This is a genomic window from Gordonia sp. w5E2 (genome assembly GCF_036540975.1).
In the GTDB taxonomy this organism is placed as follows: domain Bacteria; phylum Actinomycetota; class Actinomycetes; order Mycobacteriales; family Mycobacteriaceae; genus Gordonia; species Gordonia jacobaea.
The window spans coordinates 3,545,703-3,563,825 of the sequence record NZ_CP144213.1 but is presented as its reverse complement, the minus strand read 5'-3'; the positions used below and the strand labels follow the sequence as shown (position 1 = coordinate 3,563,825).

The following is an 18,123-nucleotide window of genomic DNA, read 5'->3' as shown; positions in this document are numbered from 1 at the left end:
ACGCGGTCAGCTACCGCACAGGCTCCTTGAGCACCATTGAAATCAGCCAGCTGACGATCGAGATCACCAGCGCGCCGAGGATCGCTGCCCAGAAGAAGCTGTCGACCTGCAGACCCCAGTGCGTTGTGTTGTGCGTGATCCACGAGGTGATCTGGAGCATGAACGCATTGATCACGATGTGGATCAGACCGAGGGTGAGGATGTAGAGGGGTATCGAGAAGAGCTGCACAATCGGCTTGATGAAGGCGTTCACCACACCGAAGATCAGGGCGACGAGCACCACGATCCCGAATTTTTCCCAGCCCGACGCGTTGTCGGGGAACTGGAAGCTCAGGCCGGGCACGATCAGAGTGGCGACCCAGAGCGCGACACCCGAGAGTGCCGACTGGAGCAGAAATGCACGCATGTACAAGATCTTGCCAAATTCGGACAGGTTGGCGCGCGGTGTAGAGCGGATCTGTGGTGCACCCCTGGTGGTGGATGTCCCTTCGGCTCACCCGATCTGATCGCGGCGTGCGGTGACGAGGGCGCGGATGGCGTCGTCGGACGGGGGATCAGACGGTTGGAACCGTATGGTGCCCTTGTCCATGTCGAAGCCCTCGAGTTGCGGAGCCGCTGCCGAGACCGCTTCCGGGCTGAACGGATAGATGCCGATGTGCTTCTTGGCCCGCATCACCGACAGCAATGGTTTGCCGTGGTAGGTCAGAGCCGGCATGCCGTAGCCCTTGCCCTGCTCGGCGTCGGGGACGACCTCGCGGGCGATCGTGTAGATGTGCTCGATCACTGCGCAGTCGGTGTCGTCGTCGAGTTCGGCCAGATAGTCGTCGATGGTGCCCATGCCTCAGCGTGACACGTCGCCTTGCCCGATCGCGTGACTACCAGGACAACTCGGGGACCTGGTCGGCCGTCACCTTGTTCAGCTCCTCGAGTTGTTTCCGCTGCTCGGCTTCCTTCGCGGCCTTGGCGTCGTCCTTACCTGGTGCGTCGGCGTCACCATCCGATTCCGTCGTGTGGGCGTGAGGGCGTCGTGGCTTGCCGCTCGGAATGATCGAACCGGCTCCCGCGAGCATCGGGAATTCCTCCTCGGCTTCTTTGTCGAGGTCTGCTTCGACGTCGCTCGCCGTGGGCGCGGCGCGCAGCGATTTCCACAACAGCACGAGCAGTCCAGCGATGAGTACCGCGAGGACGATGGTCGACGCCGCGAGGCTCGGCAGTTGGGTGAGGCCGTAGACCGCGGCTGCAACGATTGCCGCGGCAGGCATGGTGACGACCCACGCGACCACCATCTTGCGGAACACCGACCAGTCGACGGTGCTGTTGCGGTTGGTGGTGCCGACTCCCGCGACCGCGCCTGCGACCGTGTGGGTTGTCGAGACCGGCGCGCCGAGCGCCGTCGAGCCGAAGAGTGCGATCGCCGCACCCGTTTCGGCGCAGAAGCCGCTCACCGGGCGCAGTCGGGTGATGCCGGTGCCCATCGTCCGGACGATGCGCCATCCACCCGACAGTGTTCCGAGTGCGATGAACAGATAGCAGCCCAGCGCCACCCAGTCGGGCACCGGAAGCGACGAACCGGTCTGGGTGAGGTGGCCGGTCGACACGAGAAGGCCCGCGACGATGCCCATCGTCTTCTGGGCGTCGTTGCCGCCGTGGGCAAGCGAGATGGCTCCCGACGATGCGAGCTGAAACCACCGGAACAGCTTCTCGGTGCGCAGGACGGGTGCGCGGAAAAGGACTGCGCGCAGGATGAGCATGAGCGCACCGCCGAGCAACAGACCCGCGAGTGGCGAGATCACGATGAACGCCGCGGTCTTCTCGACGCTCGACGCCTTGATCGCGTCGATGCCGCCCTTGACCAGAGCGGCGCCGATGAGACCGCCGATGAGTGCGTGCGACGACGACGTCGGAATCCCGAGGTGCCACGAGAGGAAATTCCAGATGACGGCGGCGAGCAGGGCGGCGAACACGACGGCAACGCTGTAGTACTGCGACTTGACCGTCTCTCCGACGGTGTCGGCGACCGCGGTTCCGATCACGAAGAACGCGAGGAAGTTCCACCCGGCGGCCCACACGACTGCGACCTTGGGCTTGAGGACGTGTGTCGCGACCACGGTGGCGATGGAGTTCGCCGAATCGTGGAATCCGTTCGTGAAATCGAACAGCGCCGCGAGCGCGATGATGCCGACCACTGCGAGTGTTGTGAGGTCCACTCAATCCAGAGTGATCGTCGACCGATGCCGGATGGGGTCTGTGGCCGCCCGATCCGGGACTCTTCGGACGGTATTCATCCCGCGGTCACCCCAGCGGACGATTTGTCGGAGTCGCGTCTGGGCGGCAGTCGTCGTGGGTTTGGACTGTTAGGCCAGTTCGCGTACGATTGAACGTCGGTGCGCTTGTCGTGCCGGTATGCGCATGCCATCTACCCGATGAGCGCGGCCGGAGACATCGCTGCCAGGCTCTCGCTCTCGGAGCGGGTGTCAACACACTAACGGATAAACACTGATTCAACCGGGCAGTGGGGTGAATCGTTCGTCCGGGCACTTGTTGCCCTGCGAGCGGATCGCGACACCGCCGAGGATCGCGGAGGACATGGCGAAGAAAGACGGGGCCATCGAGGTCGAGGGACGGGTTATCGAACCCCTGCCCAATGCGATGTTTCGCATTGAGCTGGAGAACGGTCACAAGGTTCTCGCCCACATCAGCGGCAAGATGCGGCAGCACTACATCCGCATCCTGCCCGAGGACCGGGTCGTCGTGGAACTCTCGCCGTACGACCTCGGTCGCGGGCGCATCGTTTACCGCTACAAGTAAGACTTCCCGGCCGAGACCGGTCCGGGACAACCCTCGTGTGGTGCGGCCATTCGGTCGTGCCCACGGGCGACAACAGGAGAGATTGACGTGAAGGTTCAGCCGAGCGTCAAGCCGATCTGTGAAAAGTGCAAAGTGATCCGCCGTAACGGCCGGGTCATGGTGATCTGCGAGAACCTGCGCCACAAGCAGCGTCAGGGCTGATCACGTCCACGGTCGTACGACCGCGGAGCACCCCACCAGATCGCTTGGTGAAACACACAACTGAATACACACACCAGAGCTGAGCAGAACTTGTGAAGCCCTCCCAGCACCAGCGGCGACAGACGCGTCACCGCCTACCTCCGGACTGTGTCACGCGGACCACCGCGAGACACCGCGCAGCGAGTACAACTCGCTTCGTGCAGAGGCCGGAGCCCCTCGCAGAGTAGGGGACGGACCGGGAGAAGACCTCTGAAAAGTAAAGGAAATCCGCCACATGGCACGTGTTGCTGGTGTCGATCTTCCCCGCGAGAAGCGGCTCGAGATCGCACTGACCTACATCTACGGAGTTGGGCGTACCACCTCCAAGGAGATCCTTGCGGGCACCGGGCTGAGCCCCGACCTGCGCGCCAAGGACCTCACCGACGCAGACGTCACAAAGCTGCGTGAGTACATCGAAGGCTCGGTGAAGGTCGAGGGTGACCTGCGCCGCGAGGTGCAGGCCGATATCCGTCGCAAGATCGAGATCGGCTGCTACCAGGGTCTGCGCCACCGTCGTGGCCTGCCCGTCCGTGGACAGCGCACCAAGACCAATGCCCGTACTCGTAAGGGCCCGAAGAAGACCATCGCCGGGAAGAAGAAGTAATGCCTCCGAAGTCACGTAGCGCAGGCCCCAAGAAGGGCGCACGCCGTCGCGATAAAAAGAACGTCCCGCACGGCAACGCACACATCAAGTCGACGTTCAACAACACCATCGTGTCGATCACCGACCCCAACGGCAATGTCATCAGCTGGGCATCGTCGGGTCACGTCGGCTTCAAGGGCTCGCGCAAGAGCACCCCGTTCGCGGCTCAGCTCGCGGCCGAGAACGCTGCGCGCAAGGCCCAGGAGCACGGCGTCAAGAAGGTCGACGTGTTCGTCAAGGGACCGGGTTCGGGTCGCGAGACCGCCATCCGGTCGCTGCAGGCAGCCGGCCTCGAAGTCGGCACCATTTCCGATGTCACCCCGCAGCCGCACAACGGTTGCCGTCCGCCCAAGCGGCGTCGGGTCTAGCGGGAAAGGGAGGAAGAGAAAAACATGGCTCGTTATACCGGCCCCGCAACAAAGAAGTCCCGTCGTCTGCGCGTCGACCTCATCGGAGGCGACCAGGCGTTCGAGCGTCGCCCCTACCCGCCCGGCCAGCACGGCCGCTCGCGGATCAAGGAGAGCGAATACCTGCAGCAGCTGCAGGAGAAGCAGAAGGCACGCTTCACCTACGGAGTGATGGAAAAGCAGTTCCGTCGCTACTACGAGGAAGCCAACCGTCGTAACGGCAAGACCGGCGACGAGCTGCTGCGCATCCTGGAGACCCGTCTCGACAACGTCGTGTACCGCGCCGGTCTGGCACGTACCCGTCGTCAGGCACGTCAGCTGGTCACCCACGGCCACTTCACCGTCAACGGTGTTCGCGTGGACGTCCCCAGCTACCGCGTCAGCCAGTACGACATCATCGACGTTCGTCCGAAGTCGCTGCAGACCACCCCGTTCCAGATCGCCAAGGAGCTCGTCGGCGATCGTCCGGTTCCGGGTTGGCTGCAGGTGGTTCCTTCGACGCTGCGCATCCTCGTGCACAACGTGCCCGAGCGCGCTCAGATCGAGGTTCCGCTCACCGAGCAGCTCATCGTCGAGTTCTACAGCAAGTAAAACCAAGCAGCACAAGCTGTTTCGGTCCACTTCTAGGCCGTCAAATAGCGGTCGGCCACAAGGAGAAATCAAGAAATGCTCATCTCACAGCGACCAACCCTCACCGAGGAGATCATCGCCGACGACCGGTCGAAGTTCGTTATCGAACCGCTCGAGCCGGGCTTCGGCTACACCCTCGGTAACTCGCTGCGTCGTACCCTGCTCAGCTCGATTCCGGGCGCTGCGATCACCAGCATCCGCATCGACGGAGTTCTGCACGAGTTCACCACCGTCCCCGGCGTGAAGGAAGATGTCACCGACATCATCCTGAACCTCAAGGGCCTCGTGGTGAGCTCCGAAGAGGACGAGCCGGTCACCATGTATGTGCGTAAGCAGGGTCCGGGCACCGTCACCGGTGCTGACATCGTGCCGCCCGCCGGCGTCACCGTGCACAACCCGGATCTGCACATCGCCACCCTGAACGACAAGGGCAAGCTCGAGATCGAGCTCGTCGTCGAGCGGGGCCGTGGTTACGTGCCTGCCGTGCAGAACAAGGCGTCGGGAGCCGAGATCGGCCGTATTCCGGTCGACTCGATCTACTCGCCGGTGCTGAAGGTCACCTACAAGGTGGAGGCCACCCGCGTCGAGCAGCGCACCGACTTCGACCGTTTGGTGCTCGACGTCGAGACCAAGAACTCGATCAGCGCTCGTGACGCCCTGGCGTCCGCGGGCAAGACCCTGGTCGAGCTGTTCGGTCTGGCTCGGGAGCTCAACGTCGAGGCTGAGGGAATCGAGATCGGGCCGTCGCCTGCGGAGGCTGACCACATCGCGTCGTTCAGCCTGCCGATCGAGGATCTGGATCTGACCGTCCGTTCGTACAACTGCCTCAAGCGCGAAGGTGTCCACACCGTCGGCGAGCTGGTTGCGCGTACCGAGTCTGATCTGCTCGACATCCGCAACTTCGGTCAGAAGTCGATCGACGAGGTGAAGGTCAAGCTGCACACCCTGGGTCTGTCGCTCAAGGACAGCCCGGCCAGCTTCGATCCGTCGCAGGTCGCCGGTTACGACCCGGCAACCGGAACGTGGTCGGACGACGCGTCTTTCGACGCTGACTCCGGTGAGGATTTCGCGGAGACCGAGCAGCTCTAGTCGCTGCGACTGCCAAACCTGACTCGTCGAGCGATCGCCGGGTCCTCCTAGGAGAAGACAATGCCCAAGCCCACCAAGGGTGCCCGCCTCGGCGGGTCGGCCAGCCACCAGAAGGCGATGTTGGCGAACCTTGCCACCTCGCTCTTCGAGCACGGCCGCATCACCACCACCGAAGCAAAGGCCAAGCGCCTGCGCCCGTACGCGGAAAAGATCATCACCCACGCCAAGGCCGGCAAGCTGGCCAACCGTCGTGAGGTCATGAAGGACATCCGCGACAAGGACGTCGTCCACACGCTGTTCGCCGAGATCGGCCCGTTCTTCGCGGACCGTCCGGGCGGCTACACACGCATCATCAAGACGATCAACCGCAAGGGCGACAACGCCCCCATGGCTGTGATCGAGCTGGTGCGCGAGAACACCGCGTCGACCGAGGCCACCCGCGCCACGCGTGTTGCTGCGTCGAAGAAGGCCGCTGACGAGAAGGCCGCTGCTCCGGCAGCCGAGGCCGACAACGTCGTCGAGGCCGTCGCCGACGAGGCAACCCCGGCACAGGTCGAGAACGCCGAGGCCGTGGCCGAGGCTGTCGACGATGAGTCGACGGCTGCCACCGCACCGGAGGCCGAAGCTGCTGACGCCGACGTCGACGGTGACAAGGCCGACGACAAGTAGGTCGGACGGCTGAACACGCCAGACATGAACGGACCCGCCACCACACCAGGTGGCGGGTCCGTTCGTCTGCGTTTCGACATCGGTTACGACGGAACCGATTTCGCTGGGTGGGCGCGACAGATCAGCCAGCGAACGGTATGTGAGGTCGTCGAGACCGCATTGTCGACGGTGCTGCGGGTACCGGTCCGGCTGACCGTCGCCGGCCGGACGGACGCGGGGGTCCACGCCACCGGGCAGGTCGCGCACGCCGACATTCCCGTGTCCGCGCTCGACACGCGTTCCATCGACGGCGACCCCGGGCGCCTCGTCGGACGACTCGCCAAGATGCTTCCCGACGATGTGCGCGTGAAGCAGGCCGCGCCGGTCAGTGAACACTTCGACGCACGGTTCTCGGCGCTGCGGCGTCACTACCGGTACCGACTCTCCGACGCGGTGTTCGGTGCCGAACCGGTGCTCGCGCGCACCACCGCGGCATGGCGACGGCCGCTCGACGTGGAGGCGATGAACGCGGCGTCGTCGGTGTTGTTGGGCCTCAACGATTTTGCCGCATTCTGTCGACGCCGCGAGGGCGCGACGACGATCCGCGATCTACAACGGTTCTCTTGGTCGCGCGACGCAGAAGGCGTGCTGATCGGCGAGGTCAGCGCGGATGCGTTCTGCTGGTCGATGGTGCGCTCGCTCGTCGGCGCGGTGGCGTCGGTGGGGGATGGTCGGCGTGACGTCGACTGGTGTCGGGCGCTTCTGGGCGAGCGTGAACGCAGCGCGAAGGTGCCGGTCGCCGAGGCGCGGGGCCTGTGTCTCGTCGGCGTCGACTACCCGGCAGCCGACGAGCTGGCGGCGCGCAATGCGATCACCCGCGACGTGCGGGTCACGACAACCGAAGGCGCACAAGGATGTTGCGGCGACTAGTTGGCGGGAGCGGCGGTGTGTCGATGAGTGACCGGCCCCGGCAGTCGAGTGCCGCTACTGAGTGCCGCTACGCCGAATATGCCAGTGTCTGCGCGTAGTTGACGCGCGCCCCGAGATCGGCGACGGCCGCGCGGGAGGTGACCGGGATCGCGGCGGTGTAGGCCACCGGTCCGGCAGAGACGGTGATCTGCACGAACCCGACGGTGCGCTCCTCCTTGACGAGGAGGAACAGCAGACCGAGTCCGCAGAACAAGACGGCTGTCACGATTGCCACGATGAGAGCCCACTGCGGAATCTCATTGGTGGTGCGTGACATGTCGACGAAGCTCCACCGCGATCCGGCTAGGGGTGCGTTGCCCGCAGGCGTGATGACCTCGCTGCGCGTGCAGTGGATGTCGCCGATCGAGACGAGGATCGGATCGCCCGGTGGCGGTGGCGGTATCGGTGGGGCAGCGTAGTTTCCGGGGTCCGGTGTCGGCGGCATCTCGACGCCGCTCCATCCAGGGGCGCCCGATTCCTGACCGCGAGACTTCGACAGATCGGGTCGAGGTGCGTCCGGGTAGCTCACTGGGTCACCATCCTCACTATTTGATCACCTTCACCTTGGCATCAAGGTTGGAGTTTGTATCCGTTCGAGTCGCGGACACTGCCGGTGAAAATCATGATGGCGTCGACGAAGGCCCAGATCCCGACCGCGGGCAGAATGAATATGCCGATGAACATGAACATCGTGACCCACCCGACGACCGTCAGCACGAGCTGCGCTGCGCCGATCCCGGTGTATCCGAGGTAGAACCGTCCCGCGCCGAAACTGCCCAAGAACAGTTGAAGTAGACCTGCCGCGACCTTGGACCTGTTCGAGAGGCGCTCACCCGTGTAGGGGTCACGGCCAAAGGGCGCCATCGGGTCCGGGGCGCCGGGGTAACCGGCATGAAATCCGTAACCGGGGACCGCGTATCCCTGAGCGCCATATCCCTGACTTCCATATCCATGGGCGCCGTATCCCTGGGCGCCGTAGGCGGGACCGTATTGGGGCGAACCCGGGGTTCCGTTCTCGTACGGGAGGGGGAGGAACTGGTCGCCGGAGGCGGCGGGGCCGAACGGTGAGGGAGCGCCGTACGGCGACGAACCGAAAGGCTGCCCGTTGCCGCGGGCCTCCTGGTTCGAATTGTCGGGAAAACTCATGGCGCCAATCCTCGCACGGACCCCTGACAGGTGTCGCTACGCGGTGTAAACGACTTGGCGTATGTCGGTCGGTTGGCCGACCTCAGGTTGCGCTGCGCTCGTCGTCGATGGCGTCGAACACTGCCTCGACGGTCTGTTCGTCGCCGACGATGTCGGCGCTCTTGCGGCCCTCGGTCATCAGCCTGCGCCAGACCTGGGAGTCGAACTCCATAGGTTCGTTGCGTTCGAGGAACTCCATGACGACCTGCACGAAGCGCTCCGGGTCGTCGTGGAAGGGGAAGTGACCCGAGCCATGGAACGTCGACATCTCGCTGTGGCCGATCGCGGAATGCGCGAGCAGGGCGTGTTCATAGGGGATGACGGTGTCGTCGTCGCCCCAGACGATCAAAACGGGCAGGTACTCGGTCAAATAACATCGGTCCAGCATCGTGATCGATTGCCCTCGCCAGTCGACCACTGCCCGCAGGGTGCGGAGAAACGCCGCAGAGGCGGTGGGCGCCGCGAGGTCGCCGAGGACGCGTAGCAGATCCTCGTGGTCGTTGAGCATGCGCTTCGGTGACAGATCGTGCGGGAGGTCGGGGATTCCCGGCGGCGTCGGCGTCGCGGCGATCACGCTGGCACCAAATCGGAGTGCCGGCAGCACCCCCGGAACCCGTAATGCTGTGAGCGCGCTGTTGACCAGCGGCAACGTCACCAGCCGGAGAGCGGGGTTGACCTCCCGGCTGACACCGCCCGCCGCCACGAGGACGAGTCGCTCGACAAACCGGGGGAACTGATAGCAGAACTGCATCGCGACGCCACCACCGAGCGAGTGCCCGACGACGGTGACCTTGCTGATTCCCAGCACAACGAGCAGATCGCGCATCCCATTCGCGAACGCGGGCACAGAGTAGTCGGCGCGCGGCTTGTCCGACCGCCCGTGTCCCAGCAGGTCGGGTGCGATGACCGTGTAGTGCTGGGCGAGCATCGGGATGACTTCGTTCCAGGTGGACGAGTTGTCGCCGATGCCGTGGATGAGGAGAAGTGCCGGCCCGCTGCCCGCGATCCGATAAGCCCGCCGGTAGCCGTGGATGACCTTGTATTCGATGCGCATTTCAGTGTCAGAGACGGGGCGTAGATTCGCAGACGATGAGCCGCCGGAACGTTTGATTCCGCCGACTCGGGTCGGGGCTTCTGACACGACTGACTCCTCGCGTGATCACAACGGCGTGATGTTTGGGCTGGCGGCATGTGACCACAACGCCTTCTCTTCGAGTTAACACCCGATAGGCGCTGTCTGCCCACCATGTTGCAGCGAGTTAACGTGAGCGCAAACGAGTGGACTCGACCACATCGCGGGCGTCAAGGTGTCGATAGGCTTGCGGGCAATGAATCCGTTCGACATCGACGCGTTTCTGACCACGGGCGGGCTCGTCGGGCTGTGCGTGCTGATCTTCGTCGAAACCGGCCTGCTCATCGGCTTCGTGTTCCCCGGCGACTCGATACTCTTCACCGCGGGTGTCTTCGCTGCTCAGCCGGAACCCTTCGCCCCGCTCTGGCTGCTCTGCGTGGCGGTTCCGTTGGCTGCGATCCTCGGCGATCAGTGTGGGTTCCTGATCGGTCGACGGCTTGGGCGCGGCGTGCTCGAGGGGCGTCTGATGCGCACGATCGGACCGACCTACGTCGAGAGGACGCACCGTTTCTTCGACAGGTTCGGCCCGCTGACGGTGTTCTTCGGTCGGTTCATCGGGATCGTGCGCACGTTGACCCCGGTTGTCGCGGGCTTCAGCGGGATGCGCCACTCGGTGTTCACGTTCTTCAGCGTTCTGGGCAGCATCGTCTGGGCGGCGGGCATCATCGTGCTCGGCTATTTTCTCGGCTCCGTCCCGATCATCCGTGATCATCTCGAACTGATCATCGTGGCGTCGGTGCTGACCGTGGTGGTCCCGACGCTCATCGAGGGAACACGACGGTGGCGCGCACTGCGTCGCCTGAAGGCGGCTGATGCGACCGCGACCGACGGCGCGCAGGTCGACGGCGCGCACGTTGGCAGCTCGAGGGTAGGTGCCTCAGGGGCCGATAGCCCCCAGGGTGGCCGCGCTGAGAGTGACGATGCGCAAGTCGGCGACTCGGCGATGCATCGCGCTGAGGTTGACAGCACTGAGGTGGATAGCGCTGAGGTGGATAGCGCTGAAGTGGATAGCGCAGAGGGTCGCTAGCTCGGCGGTCGATCGCTCGGAGAGCGGCTCCGACGTCGACGTTCGGCGGCACGTGGCCCGGGGTGTAGGCCGTTGGGGAGAGTCGCTGACCAGCGCCGCGTGGTGGCGGAACCGATCCCCTCGAAGTTGTTTACACGTTTGTTCGTTCTGAAACGTAAAAATCCGACAGAATGACTTATCCACAAGCACGCGTCGGGGTATGGCCGGGAGGCCCGAGGGGTGGCAATATCTCAACGCACAACGCGACGGACGACTGAGGTCAGGGGCGCGGTCGGTTGAGTCACGTACGGAGGCACAGGGGGAGTGCGGGATCAGATGGCAGTGCAGCACAACGACTTCGGGCAGCACAACGACTTCGGGAAACACAACGACTTCGGGCGCAACAAGGATTCGGGTTCGACGAGCGACCTCGATCCACAAGCAAAGGTTCCTGCAGCATTCCAAATGTCTTCTGCGCGATCACGATCGGGCGCAATCACGGTGGTGACCACACCACAGGGTCTGCCAACGCGTGTCCGCATCGACCGATCGCAACTCGAGAAGAGACCCGACGTACTCGCCGACGAGATCTTGCGGCTCTGCAGGCAATCGGCGATGGCTGCCGGTATCCGTTGGCGCGACGAGCTTCTCGAAGCCGGGGCCTCGCGCGACGTCGTCGATGCGATGGGCTTACCGACAGCCGACGACCTCTCCCACGCCGAGCAACTCGACGACGAGCGCGACGACGTTCCGGCGTCGTGGATGCGTCGAGTGTGAGGGGTATGCGATGACGGGTGCAATGGATGAACTCGAAGCGCGAGCACGGGCCCAACTGGGCCACCTCGCCGACTTCGGAGATCGGCTGGCCGCATTGAGCGTGCGGGAGAGTTCGCCAGACGGGCTGGTGACCGCTGAGGTCGACGGCAAGGGGGCGCTCACCGGTCTGTGGCTGGCAGAAGGCGCAAACGACCTCGGCGAGACGCGGCTGGGCGAACAGATTGTCGCTACAGCGCTTCTCGGCGCTCAACGTGCGTTCGCCGCGCGTGCGGCGCTCACCGAAGAGTTCACCGCGGCCTTCACCGAGCAACTCGAGAGTCGATGACCGACACCGACGCGACGTCGGCAAATTCGATGGAACCTTTCGGGTCGAGTGCCCGTCAGATCCCCGACGCCTCGAGACCGCCCAGACTCCGACAACTGTAAACCTGCAATCGTGCATCAACGAGGGGACCACATGGACAACGTGACGGTGACACCTGAAGTGCTGGAAGGCTTTGCGGCAACCAACGTGGCTATCGGCACGGCGGTTGGCGCGGCGGGCACGATCAACGCTGCTGCGAATACCGCTGCGATGATCGGGGTGTTCGGACTCATCGGCCAAGAGTTCTTGGCAGCTTTCATCACCGCCCAGGCCAACCATCTGGCCGCTGTCGGAAGCCTCGCGGCAGTCCATGCATCGACCGCAGCGAGCACGGTAGCCGCACTCGCTGAATTCGACGCAAACGACGCGGCCGGCGCAGCAGCAATTCGGTCGGTGCTGTGACCTCGCCGCAACCCGCCTCGGGTGGGCCGCACCCGCCCGGCGCGATCGATACATCGCTTCCAGATGTTCCTGCCATCAACGACATGTCGATCCAGGACATGATCGACGCCACGCCACTCGGACCGATCCTCGATCGGCCAGTTGGTGAGGTACTCGCCGGGCTCGGGCTGCCGCCGATTCCTCAGCTCCCGGCGTTGCCGCCCATGCCGGGACTTCCGCCGCTGCCGACGATCGACATCGGCATGCTGCTCAAACCGATCACCGATCTCCTGGGCGGTTTCGGAACCGGCGACCTGTCCGGCGCGCCGCTCGATCCGTCGATGATCTTCGATGGATTGTCGACGGTGCTCGATACCGCGATGTCCACCGCCACACAGGCTCTCGGTGTGCTCGATACGTTGTGGGCAGGTCAGGCGTCGCTGGGTGCGACGACGAAAACGGCGCAGGCAAGTGCCGACAGCGCCGCGCTGTCGACACAGGGCGGGGTGATGTCGATCGACATCCAGGCCGCGGCGGGGATCGTGGCGGCGGGCCTCGCGGCCGTCCAGGGCATCATCGCGGCGACGATCGGCAAGATCGCGGTCCTCGGACCTGGTCTTGTGACGCCGGTCGGTCAGGGCGTAGCGGTCGGATTCGCTACGGAGGGGCTGGCCGAGGCGACTGCGGCGGTTGCGGTGACTCGGGCCCAATTGCTCGGCCCCACAACGCAAATGGTCGTCAACGGCGCGCCGGTCAACGTGACCGCCCCGCCGACTGCCGCAACGTCGGCGGCGCAGTCACCGTTCGCGCTGGCCAGTTCGATCCTCGAGGCGGTCTCGCCACGCGTGTCCACAGCGACACAACTGCCCTCTACGTTGATGACACCCGTCAGCGAGATGCTCAGCATCGCCTCGGGCGACGGCGTCGACGCCGCCCGGCTCGAACACCTTTCCGCCGGTGGCGGTCCCGATCTCGCGGGACCGGGCGGCGGATCAGGTGACGCAACCGTCGGCGCAGCCGGAATGGGTGCGGGGGCACTGGGAGTCGGGGGTCTGGGCGTTGGGGGCATGGGTGCGGGATCGGCTCCTCTCGGGGCAGCACGGCCGGGAATGTCAGCCGGGATCGGGACCACCGAGCCGGCATCGCTCACTCCGTCGCAGACAACACGGGCGACCGGTACGACCGCCGCACCTTTGCCTGCATCGATGGCCCCGATGATGGCTGCAGGCGCGGCGCGCGGGGCGGCGGATGCCGCTGAGCACCACGAGATTCCGGATTACCTCGTCACCGAAGAGCACGGTCAAGAGGTGGTCGGCGAGTCGCGCGAGGTGGCCCCCTCGGTGATCGGCGATCAACCTGATCAACCCGAGCCATCGCCGACTCCTGACATCGAACTCCGCCTCCTGTGGCACGACTCCGACCTGGAGATCGAGCCACGGAGTTGATCAACCTTCTCGCCAACGACCAATGATTCACGACCAACGTCCGAGACACCTGGAGGTGTGCCGTGCCCGATCCGAAACTGAGCGTCGATCCTGACGAACTCATCACTGCCGCAAAAGACCTCGACCTGCTGGCCGATCGAGTCGAACGGTCGTTGATCGGTACCACCGACCGGCGGACGGTTACTCCGGCTGGTCGCGACGAGGTGTCGATCGCGGTCGCGAACTCCTTCGATGCCGTCGCGGGTGGATTCGACGCCGACGCCGCGTCGGGAGTCCTCGAACTACGCAAACTCGCCGCCACATTGCGAGCGCAGGCGACGGGGGTCGCCGACGCCGACGACGCAGTCGCACGAGGACTGCGCATCTGAGTGCCGCTACCGCGTCACCCGCAACAGTATTCAGCACGACAGAGCTGCCCTCGAACAACGGTGCAGCAGTGACCCTCTCGGTGGGAAAGGAGAAGTGCAGTGACCGGTTTCACCGGCGTTGTCTGGGACGCACGTACCACTGATCGGCTCGTCTCCGATCTCGCGTCCGGTGTTGGTCCTGCGCCCTTGATCGAGGCGGGGTGCGCGTGGGGTGTCGTTGCGACTGAGATGGGCGACGCGGCAGTCGAATACAGCGTCATCCTGGCGCGGTTGGGCGGATCGTGGCAATCCTCCCATGCGAGCGATGCGCTCGATCGGCTCGCCGCGTTGGGTGGCTGGTTTGCCGATGCGGCTGCGACTGCGGCGTCGAACGCTGTTCTGGCGCAGGGGCAGGGTGCGGCGGCAGCGGTCGCCCGGCTGGCGATGCCCGCTGCGGGGGAGGTCGACCTGGTCGACGGACTCAGCGAGCTTGCGAGGTCGGTGAGTGCGGTTGCGCCAGTCATCACGGGCGCTGCTGCCCATGCCGAGCGTGCTCGACACGATCAGCGCATGCGCGCGGCTCGGGTGATGGAGGCATACGAGCAGGCTGCGATGCCCTCTGCGCAACCGTGGCATGTCGATCGCCGCGCACCGCTGCTGGTCTCCGATGCTGCGCTGGTTGCCGAGCAGTCGGCGGCCCGCAGCGCAGCGGACGCCGCAAAGGCGCAGCGCCAGACGGGGACGCCGCAGATAGGAACACCGCAGACCGGGGCAACGCAGGTAGGCGGGGGCGGAATGCCGTTCGCGACCATGGCGCCAGCACCGGTCACAACCGGGTACGCGGCGACGACCCTCGCGTCGGCTCCGCAGGCCGCGGCCGCCGCTGCGCCGACACCGACGCAACGGCCAGTGTCGCCAGAGTCGATGCCACCGCCCGTCGCCCCCGCGGTTGCCGCGACGAACGAGCAGCGTGTGTCTCGCCCGGTATCCGTAGCCGCCGTTTCCGGCGAGCCCATCGGCGGCGCCGGGATTGCCCACGAGGCGCCGGCCACCTGGGCTGAGGCGGGCGTGGCGGTCACTTCGCAGGTGACGATCGACTCCGACGCCGAATCCGGCTCGTCGACAATAGATCCCGCCTATCTCGAGCAGACTCTTCGCCTCGGGGAGGTGTCGACGCGATGATCTGGACAGCAACTCGCGGTGGACGAGTGGATGTCGCGACACTGCGCAGAGTCGGTATGCGGCTCGGGGTTACCACCTGGCCGGTTGTCCTCGACCTGTTCGCCATCGACGACGACGCCGAGCGTGCGCGCGCCGCGGACATTGTGGCCGACTCCCGTATCGCAGAGCTTCGACTCATCGACGACCTCGGCGATCCAGCGCCGTGGCTTGTGGCGGCGTTGCGAGTACTCGCCCGGCCTGAGCGAGAGTTGGAGATACGAACATTCACCGAATCCGACACCATCCGTGGGTGTCTCGCGCGGCGCGACGGCGAGCATGTCTTTGCGGTCAGGCGCGGCGACACCATCGACATCACGGTCGTGGAACTCAACGACGGTGCCGGAATCTCGGCGCTGGTACGTCGGCATTGCACGGATCGCGGTGACGACGGAAGAGCTGACCGGTCCGTAGTGCCCGCGGAGCCGCTCGAATTCGGTGCACTCGCGTGTCCGTGCGACGAACTCGCAGATCGCCTGGGGCGCTGTCTGACCACCGGGGAGGTTGCGCGAACACTGACGCGATTGGGTATGCCGCCGAGCGATTCCGGCACTGTGGCACGTGCTTTCGCGACTATCGAGCGTCGTACAGAGATCGTCGCGGTCTCCCGGCGCGACGGCCTGCTCACGCAGTCCCCGGGAGCGCTCGGCGTCATCGACACGTCTCGCGGTCGAATCATCGCCGGTCCCAGTAGATCTCCCGACGGCAGGGTGTGGACCACGCTGTCGCCGGGTTCGGGTCATCGCATCGGCCAGGCAGTAGGTCTGCTGATCGAGACCCTTCCCGACGGCTGGTGGTCCCGGTGAACTCCGGGCCATACGTGCGGGAAGCGACATCGGAACCGATTCCGATCGTCGTGCACACCAGCGGTATCTGAGTCGCGGATACCGCGAGGCACCGTGATTCGGTGCTCAACCACAGGAGGATCAGGATGCTCAATCTCGGTGACAACAGCGGGGGGGCGGTCAAGGTCGACGTCGAATCGGCAATGGCCACAACGAAATCGGTTGCGGGGGTGGTCGCGGACATGCAGGAGACCATCGGCCGCATCGCACGGGCGTCGTCGAACGGCGCGGCGTCGTGGCAGGGCAAGGCGTCGGCGGCCTTCACCGATACCCACGCCGACTGGAACTCGTCGGCATTGGCGTTGCACAACGCGCTCGACGACATCCGGAACAAGCTCAGCAGCGGCTTCGCCGGCTACGAGGACAACGACGCTCAGGTCGCGAGTGGGTTCCAGCCGGGAGGTGTGCGGCTCTGACGTAGCCGCCACGACCAAACGATCTCGGACACAACGATATTCACGTTCGACACAACCATGCTCGAAAGCACTGGCCTCGAGCGATAAGAAGGGAATCCAGACATGGGACAGATCGAATACAACTTCGCGGGTCTCGGCGACCTCAGCGGCAATCTCCAGTCGGAGTTCGCGCGCTTGAGCGACCTCGCCGACGAACTCAAGCGGCAGGTCCACTCGCTCGACGGGAGCTGGACGTCGACCACGGCCAAGGCGTCGTATGAACAGGCGCAGGCGAACTGGGACCGCATCTTCCTCCAGTCGCGCGATCAGCTGTTCGGCCTCCACCGCGGCGTGCAGAACGCGTCGAACACGATGTCGGAGCTGGACGGGGCGATCGGGCGCGGTTTCGGCTCCATCTGAATGCGGCCGTCCTGGAAGGGGCGTCCTGACTGGGGGAGGCGGGGCGGTGTGGGGCCTGCGTGGTCCCACACCCACCCGCGTGAAACTCCGGCATGTTCGGTGCGGCGTAGTCGGTTAGAGTCTCAGGCGACAAGAGGCTCCGGCGACGCCTGTTCGACGGACGGGCAGTGGCGTCGATGGCAGGAGGCGCCGATGGAAGGACAACACGGTGTCGGCTGAAGGTTCGAAGAAGGCAATTCTCGCAGCGCTCGCTGCAAACGCCGGTATCGCTGTGGCCAAGTTCGTCGGATTCGCGATCACGGGATCGTCGTCGATGCTCGCCGAGGGTGTGCACTCGGTCGCAGACACCAGCAACCAGGGGCTGTTATTGCTCGGGCAGAAGCGCGCGAGCCAGGAAGCCGACCAGCTTCATCCCTTTGGTTACGGGCGCGCTCGATACTTCTATTCGTTCGTCGTGGCGTTGGTGATCTTCACGCTCGGTTCGATGTTCGCGATCTACGAGGGCATCGAGAAGATCACGCACGCAAACGATCACGGCCTCGAATCGCCGATCGTCGCGATCGTCATCTTGCTTGTCGCCATCTGCCTCGAGGGCTACAGCTTCACGACGGCGATGCGCGAGTCGCGACCTCTCAAAGGACGCGCGTCGTGGTGGCGTTTCATCCGCAACTCGAGGAACCCGGAACTCCCGGTGGTTCTGCTCGAAGACACCGGTGCGCTGATCGGTCTCGTGTTGGCGTTGCTCGGCGTCGGTTTGACCATGATCACGGGTAATGCGGTGTGGGACGGCATCGGAACGCTGGCGATCGGCGTCTTGCTCGGCGTCATCGCGATCGTGCTGATCATCGAGATGAAGAGCCTTCTGATCGGAGAGGGCGCGACGGTGGAGGAGGAGGCTGCCCTACGCGAAGCGCTTGAATCCGGTGGGGTCGACCGCGTGATCCACATGAAGACCCAGTACCTCGGGCCAGACGAACTCCTCGTCGCCGCCAAGATCGCGATCCCGGCGGGCACAGATGTCGTGGCGGTCGCGCACACCATTGACGACGCCGAGGCAAGAATCCGTACTGCCGTACCACAAGCGAGGATCATCTACCTCGAGCCCGACATCGATCGCGGGTCGGCTCAACCCGGTGCTGATCGAGCAGACACGTCTTCGCGTTAAGCCCTCACA

At 64.9% G+C, this 18,123-nt stretch carries 25 protein-coding genes; 19 read left to right on the top strand and 6 right to left on the bottom strand.

Features of this window, described 5'->3' with window-relative positions; all coding sequences use genetic code 11:
• Positions 1 to 10: 10 nt before the first annotated feature.
• The 3 genes from RND64_RS16175 to RND64_RS16165 form a co-directional block, all read right to left on the bottom strand.
• The gene (locus RND64_RS16175; protein WP_049698881.1) at positions 11 to 406 is read right to left on the bottom strand and encodes a phage holin family protein; all 396 of its coding nucleotides are present in this window, start codon (positions 404 to 406) and stop codon (positions 11 to 13) included.
• An 87-nt stretch (positions 407 to 493) separates the two neighbouring features.
• Complete coding sequence (locus RND64_RS16170) at positions 494 to 838, bottom strand: iron chaperone (protein ID WP_049698882.1); 345 nt, start codon at positions 836 to 838, stop codon at positions 494 to 496.
• A gap of 37 nt (positions 839 to 875) precedes the next feature.
• Entirely contained in the window at positions 876 to 2,207 is a 1,332-nt protein-coding gene (locus RND64_RS16165) for an inorganic phosphate transporter (RefSeq protein WP_049698883.1), read from the bottom strand.
• A gap of 379 nt (positions 2,208 to 2,586) precedes the next feature.
• Here RND64_RS16165 and infA point away from each other — a divergent pair, with 379 nt between their 5' ends.
• The 8 genes from infA (at position 2,587) to truA (ending at position 7,395) form a co-directional block, all read left to right on the top strand.
• Positions 2,587 to 2,808 carry a translation initiation factor IF-1 gene (gene infA, locus RND64_RS16160; RefSeq protein ID WP_005170487.1) on the top strand — a complete coding sequence of 74 codons (222 nt, stop codon included), beginning with the start codon at positions 2,587 to 2,589 and terminating at the stop codon, positions 2,806 to 2,808.
• 87 nt (positions 2,809 to 2,895) lie between these two features.
• A complete protein-coding gene (rpmJ, locus tag RND64_RS16155) occupies positions 2,896 to 3,009 on the top strand; it encodes a 50S ribosomal protein L36 (RefSeq protein WP_005207978.1) in 114 nt (37 codons plus the stop codon).
• Between the two features lie 274 nt (positions 3,010 to 3,283).
• Positions 3,284 to 3,652, top strand: a complete 369-nt coding sequence (gene rpsM, locus RND64_RS16150) for a 30S ribosomal protein S13 (RefSeq protein WP_005207979.1) — start codon at positions 3,284 to 3,286, stop codon at positions 3,650 to 3,652.
• Entirely contained in the window at positions 3,652 to 4,059 is a 408-nt protein-coding gene (rpsK, locus tag RND64_RS16145; protein ID WP_005207980.1) for a 30S ribosomal protein S11, read from the top strand. Before rpsM ends, rpsK begins: the two co-directional genes overlap by 1 nt.
• A 24-nt stretch (positions 4,060 to 4,083) precedes the next feature.
• Positions 4,084 to 4,689 (top strand): 30S ribosomal protein S4, encoded by a 606-nt coding sequence (gene rpsD, locus RND64_RS16140; protein WP_005207981.1) that lies wholly within the window; start codon positions 4,084 to 4,086, stop codon positions 4,687 to 4,689.
• 75 nt (positions 4,690 to 4,764) lie between these two features.
• Positions 4,765 to 5,817, top strand: coding sequence for a DNA-directed RNA polymerase subunit alpha (locus tag RND64_RS16135; RefSeq protein ID WP_005207982.1), 1,053 nt, complete (start codon positions 4,765 to 4,767; stop codon positions 5,815 to 5,817).
• Positions 5,818 to 5,877: 60 nt separating this feature from the next.
• Positions 5,878 to 6,486 (top strand): 50S ribosomal protein L17, encoded by a 609-nt coding sequence (rplQ, locus tag RND64_RS16130; protein ID WP_005207983.1) that lies wholly within the window; start codon positions 5,878 to 5,880, stop codon positions 6,484 to 6,486.
• A gap of 24 nt (positions 6,487 to 6,510) precedes the next feature.
• Positions 6,511 to 7,395: a tRNA pseudouridine(38-40) synthase TruA gene (gene truA / locus RND64_RS16125; RefSeq protein ID WP_049698884.1), complete on the top strand. Its 885-nt coding sequence runs from the start codon at positions 6,511 to 6,513 to the stop codon at positions 7,393 to 7,395.
• A 67-nt stretch (positions 7,396 to 7,462) separates the two neighbouring features.
• Here truA and RND64_RS16120 read toward each other — a convergent pair whose 3' ends face one another.
• The 3 genes from RND64_RS16120 to RND64_RS16110 all read right to left on the bottom strand — a co-directional run bounded on the left by RND64_RS16120 (position 7,463) and on the right by RND64_RS16110 (position 9,673).
• Positions 7,463 to 7,963, bottom strand: a complete 501-nt coding sequence (locus RND64_RS16120; RefSeq protein WP_049698885.1) for a hypothetical protein — start codon at positions 7,961 to 7,963, stop codon at positions 7,463 to 7,465.
• 41 nt (positions 7,964 to 8,004) lie between these two features.
• Positions 8,005 to 8,580, bottom strand: a complete 576-nt coding sequence (locus RND64_RS16115) for a TM2 domain-containing protein (protein ID WP_049698886.1) — start codon at positions 8,578 to 8,580, stop codon at positions 8,005 to 8,007.
• Positions 8,581 to 8,662: 82 nt separating this feature from the next.
• Positions 8,663 to 9,673 (bottom strand): alpha/beta fold hydrolase, encoded by a 1,011-nt coding sequence (locus RND64_RS16110; protein WP_231894362.1) that lies wholly within the window; start codon positions 9,671 to 9,673, stop codon positions 8,663 to 8,665.
• A 274-nt stretch (positions 9,674 to 9,947) separates the two neighbouring features.
• On the opposite strand from RND64_RS16110, the gene RND64_RS16105 reads away from it, so the two are divergent.
• From RND64_RS16105 to RND64_RS16055, 11 genes are all read left to right on the top strand, one after another.
• A complete protein-coding gene (locus tag RND64_RS16105) occupies positions 9,948 to 10,778 on the top strand; it encodes a DedA family protein (protein WP_414651976.1) in 831 nt (276 codons plus the stop codon).
• A gap of 303 nt (positions 10,779 to 11,081) precedes the next feature.
• Positions 11,082 to 11,534 (top strand): hypothetical protein, encoded by a 453-nt coding sequence (locus tag RND64_RS16100; RefSeq protein WP_197494628.1) that lies wholly within the window; start codon positions 11,082 to 11,084, stop codon positions 11,532 to 11,534.
• A gap of 10 nt (positions 11,535 to 11,544) precedes the next feature.
• Complete coding sequence (locus RND64_RS16095) at positions 11,545 to 11,859, top strand: YbaB/EbfC family nucleoid-associated protein (protein ID WP_082938142.1); 315 nt, start codon at positions 11,545 to 11,547, stop codon at positions 11,857 to 11,859.
• A 132-nt stretch (positions 11,860 to 11,991) separates the two neighbouring features.
• Positions 11,992 to 12,300, top strand: a complete 309-nt coding sequence (locus RND64_RS16090; protein ID WP_049698888.1) for a type VII secretion target — start codon at positions 11,992 to 11,994, stop codon at positions 12,298 to 12,300.
• Complete coding sequence (locus RND64_RS16085) at positions 12,297 to 13,724, top strand: hypothetical protein (protein ID WP_235434345.1); 1,428 nt, start codon at positions 12,297 to 12,299, stop codon at positions 13,722 to 13,724. Before RND64_RS16090 ends, RND64_RS16085 begins: the two co-directional genes overlap by 4 nt.
• Before the next feature lie 62 nt (positions 13,725 to 13,786).
• Positions 13,787 to 14,092, top strand: coding sequence for a PE family protein (locus RND64_RS16080; RefSeq protein ID WP_331436158.1), 306 nt, complete (start codon positions 13,787 to 13,789; stop codon positions 14,090 to 14,092).
• Positions 14,093 to 14,191: 99 nt separating this feature from the next.
• Positions 14,192 to 15,253: a PPE domain-containing protein gene (locus RND64_RS16075; RefSeq protein WP_049698890.1), complete on the top strand. Its 1,062-nt coding sequence runs from the start codon at positions 14,192 to 14,194 to the stop codon at positions 15,251 to 15,253.
• Positions 15,250 to 16,095 (top strand): ESX secretion-associated protein EspG, encoded by an 846-nt coding sequence (locus RND64_RS16070; protein ID WP_049698891.1) that lies wholly within the window; start codon positions 15,250 to 15,252, stop codon positions 16,093 to 16,095. Before RND64_RS16075 ends, RND64_RS16070 begins: the two co-directional genes overlap by 4 nt.
• A 125-nt stretch (positions 16,096 to 16,220) precedes the next feature.
• Positions 16,221 to 16,550 (top strand): WXG100 family type VII secretion target, encoded by a 330-nt coding sequence (locus RND64_RS16065; protein WP_049698892.1) that lies wholly within the window; start codon positions 16,221 to 16,223, stop codon positions 16,548 to 16,550.
• A 102-nt stretch (positions 16,551 to 16,652) separates the two neighbouring features.
• Entirely contained in the window at positions 16,653 to 16,949 is a 297-nt protein-coding gene (locus RND64_RS16060) for a WXG100 family type VII secretion target (RefSeq protein WP_049698893.1), read from the top strand.
• Between the two features lie 208 nt (positions 16,950 to 17,157).
• Positions 17,158 to 18,114 (top strand): cation diffusion facilitator family transporter, encoded by a 957-nt coding sequence (locus tag RND64_RS16055; protein ID WP_049698894.1) that lies wholly within the window; start codon positions 17,158 to 17,160, stop codon positions 18,112 to 18,114.
• The last annotated feature ends 9 nt before the right edge of the window (positions 18,115 to 18,123 follow it).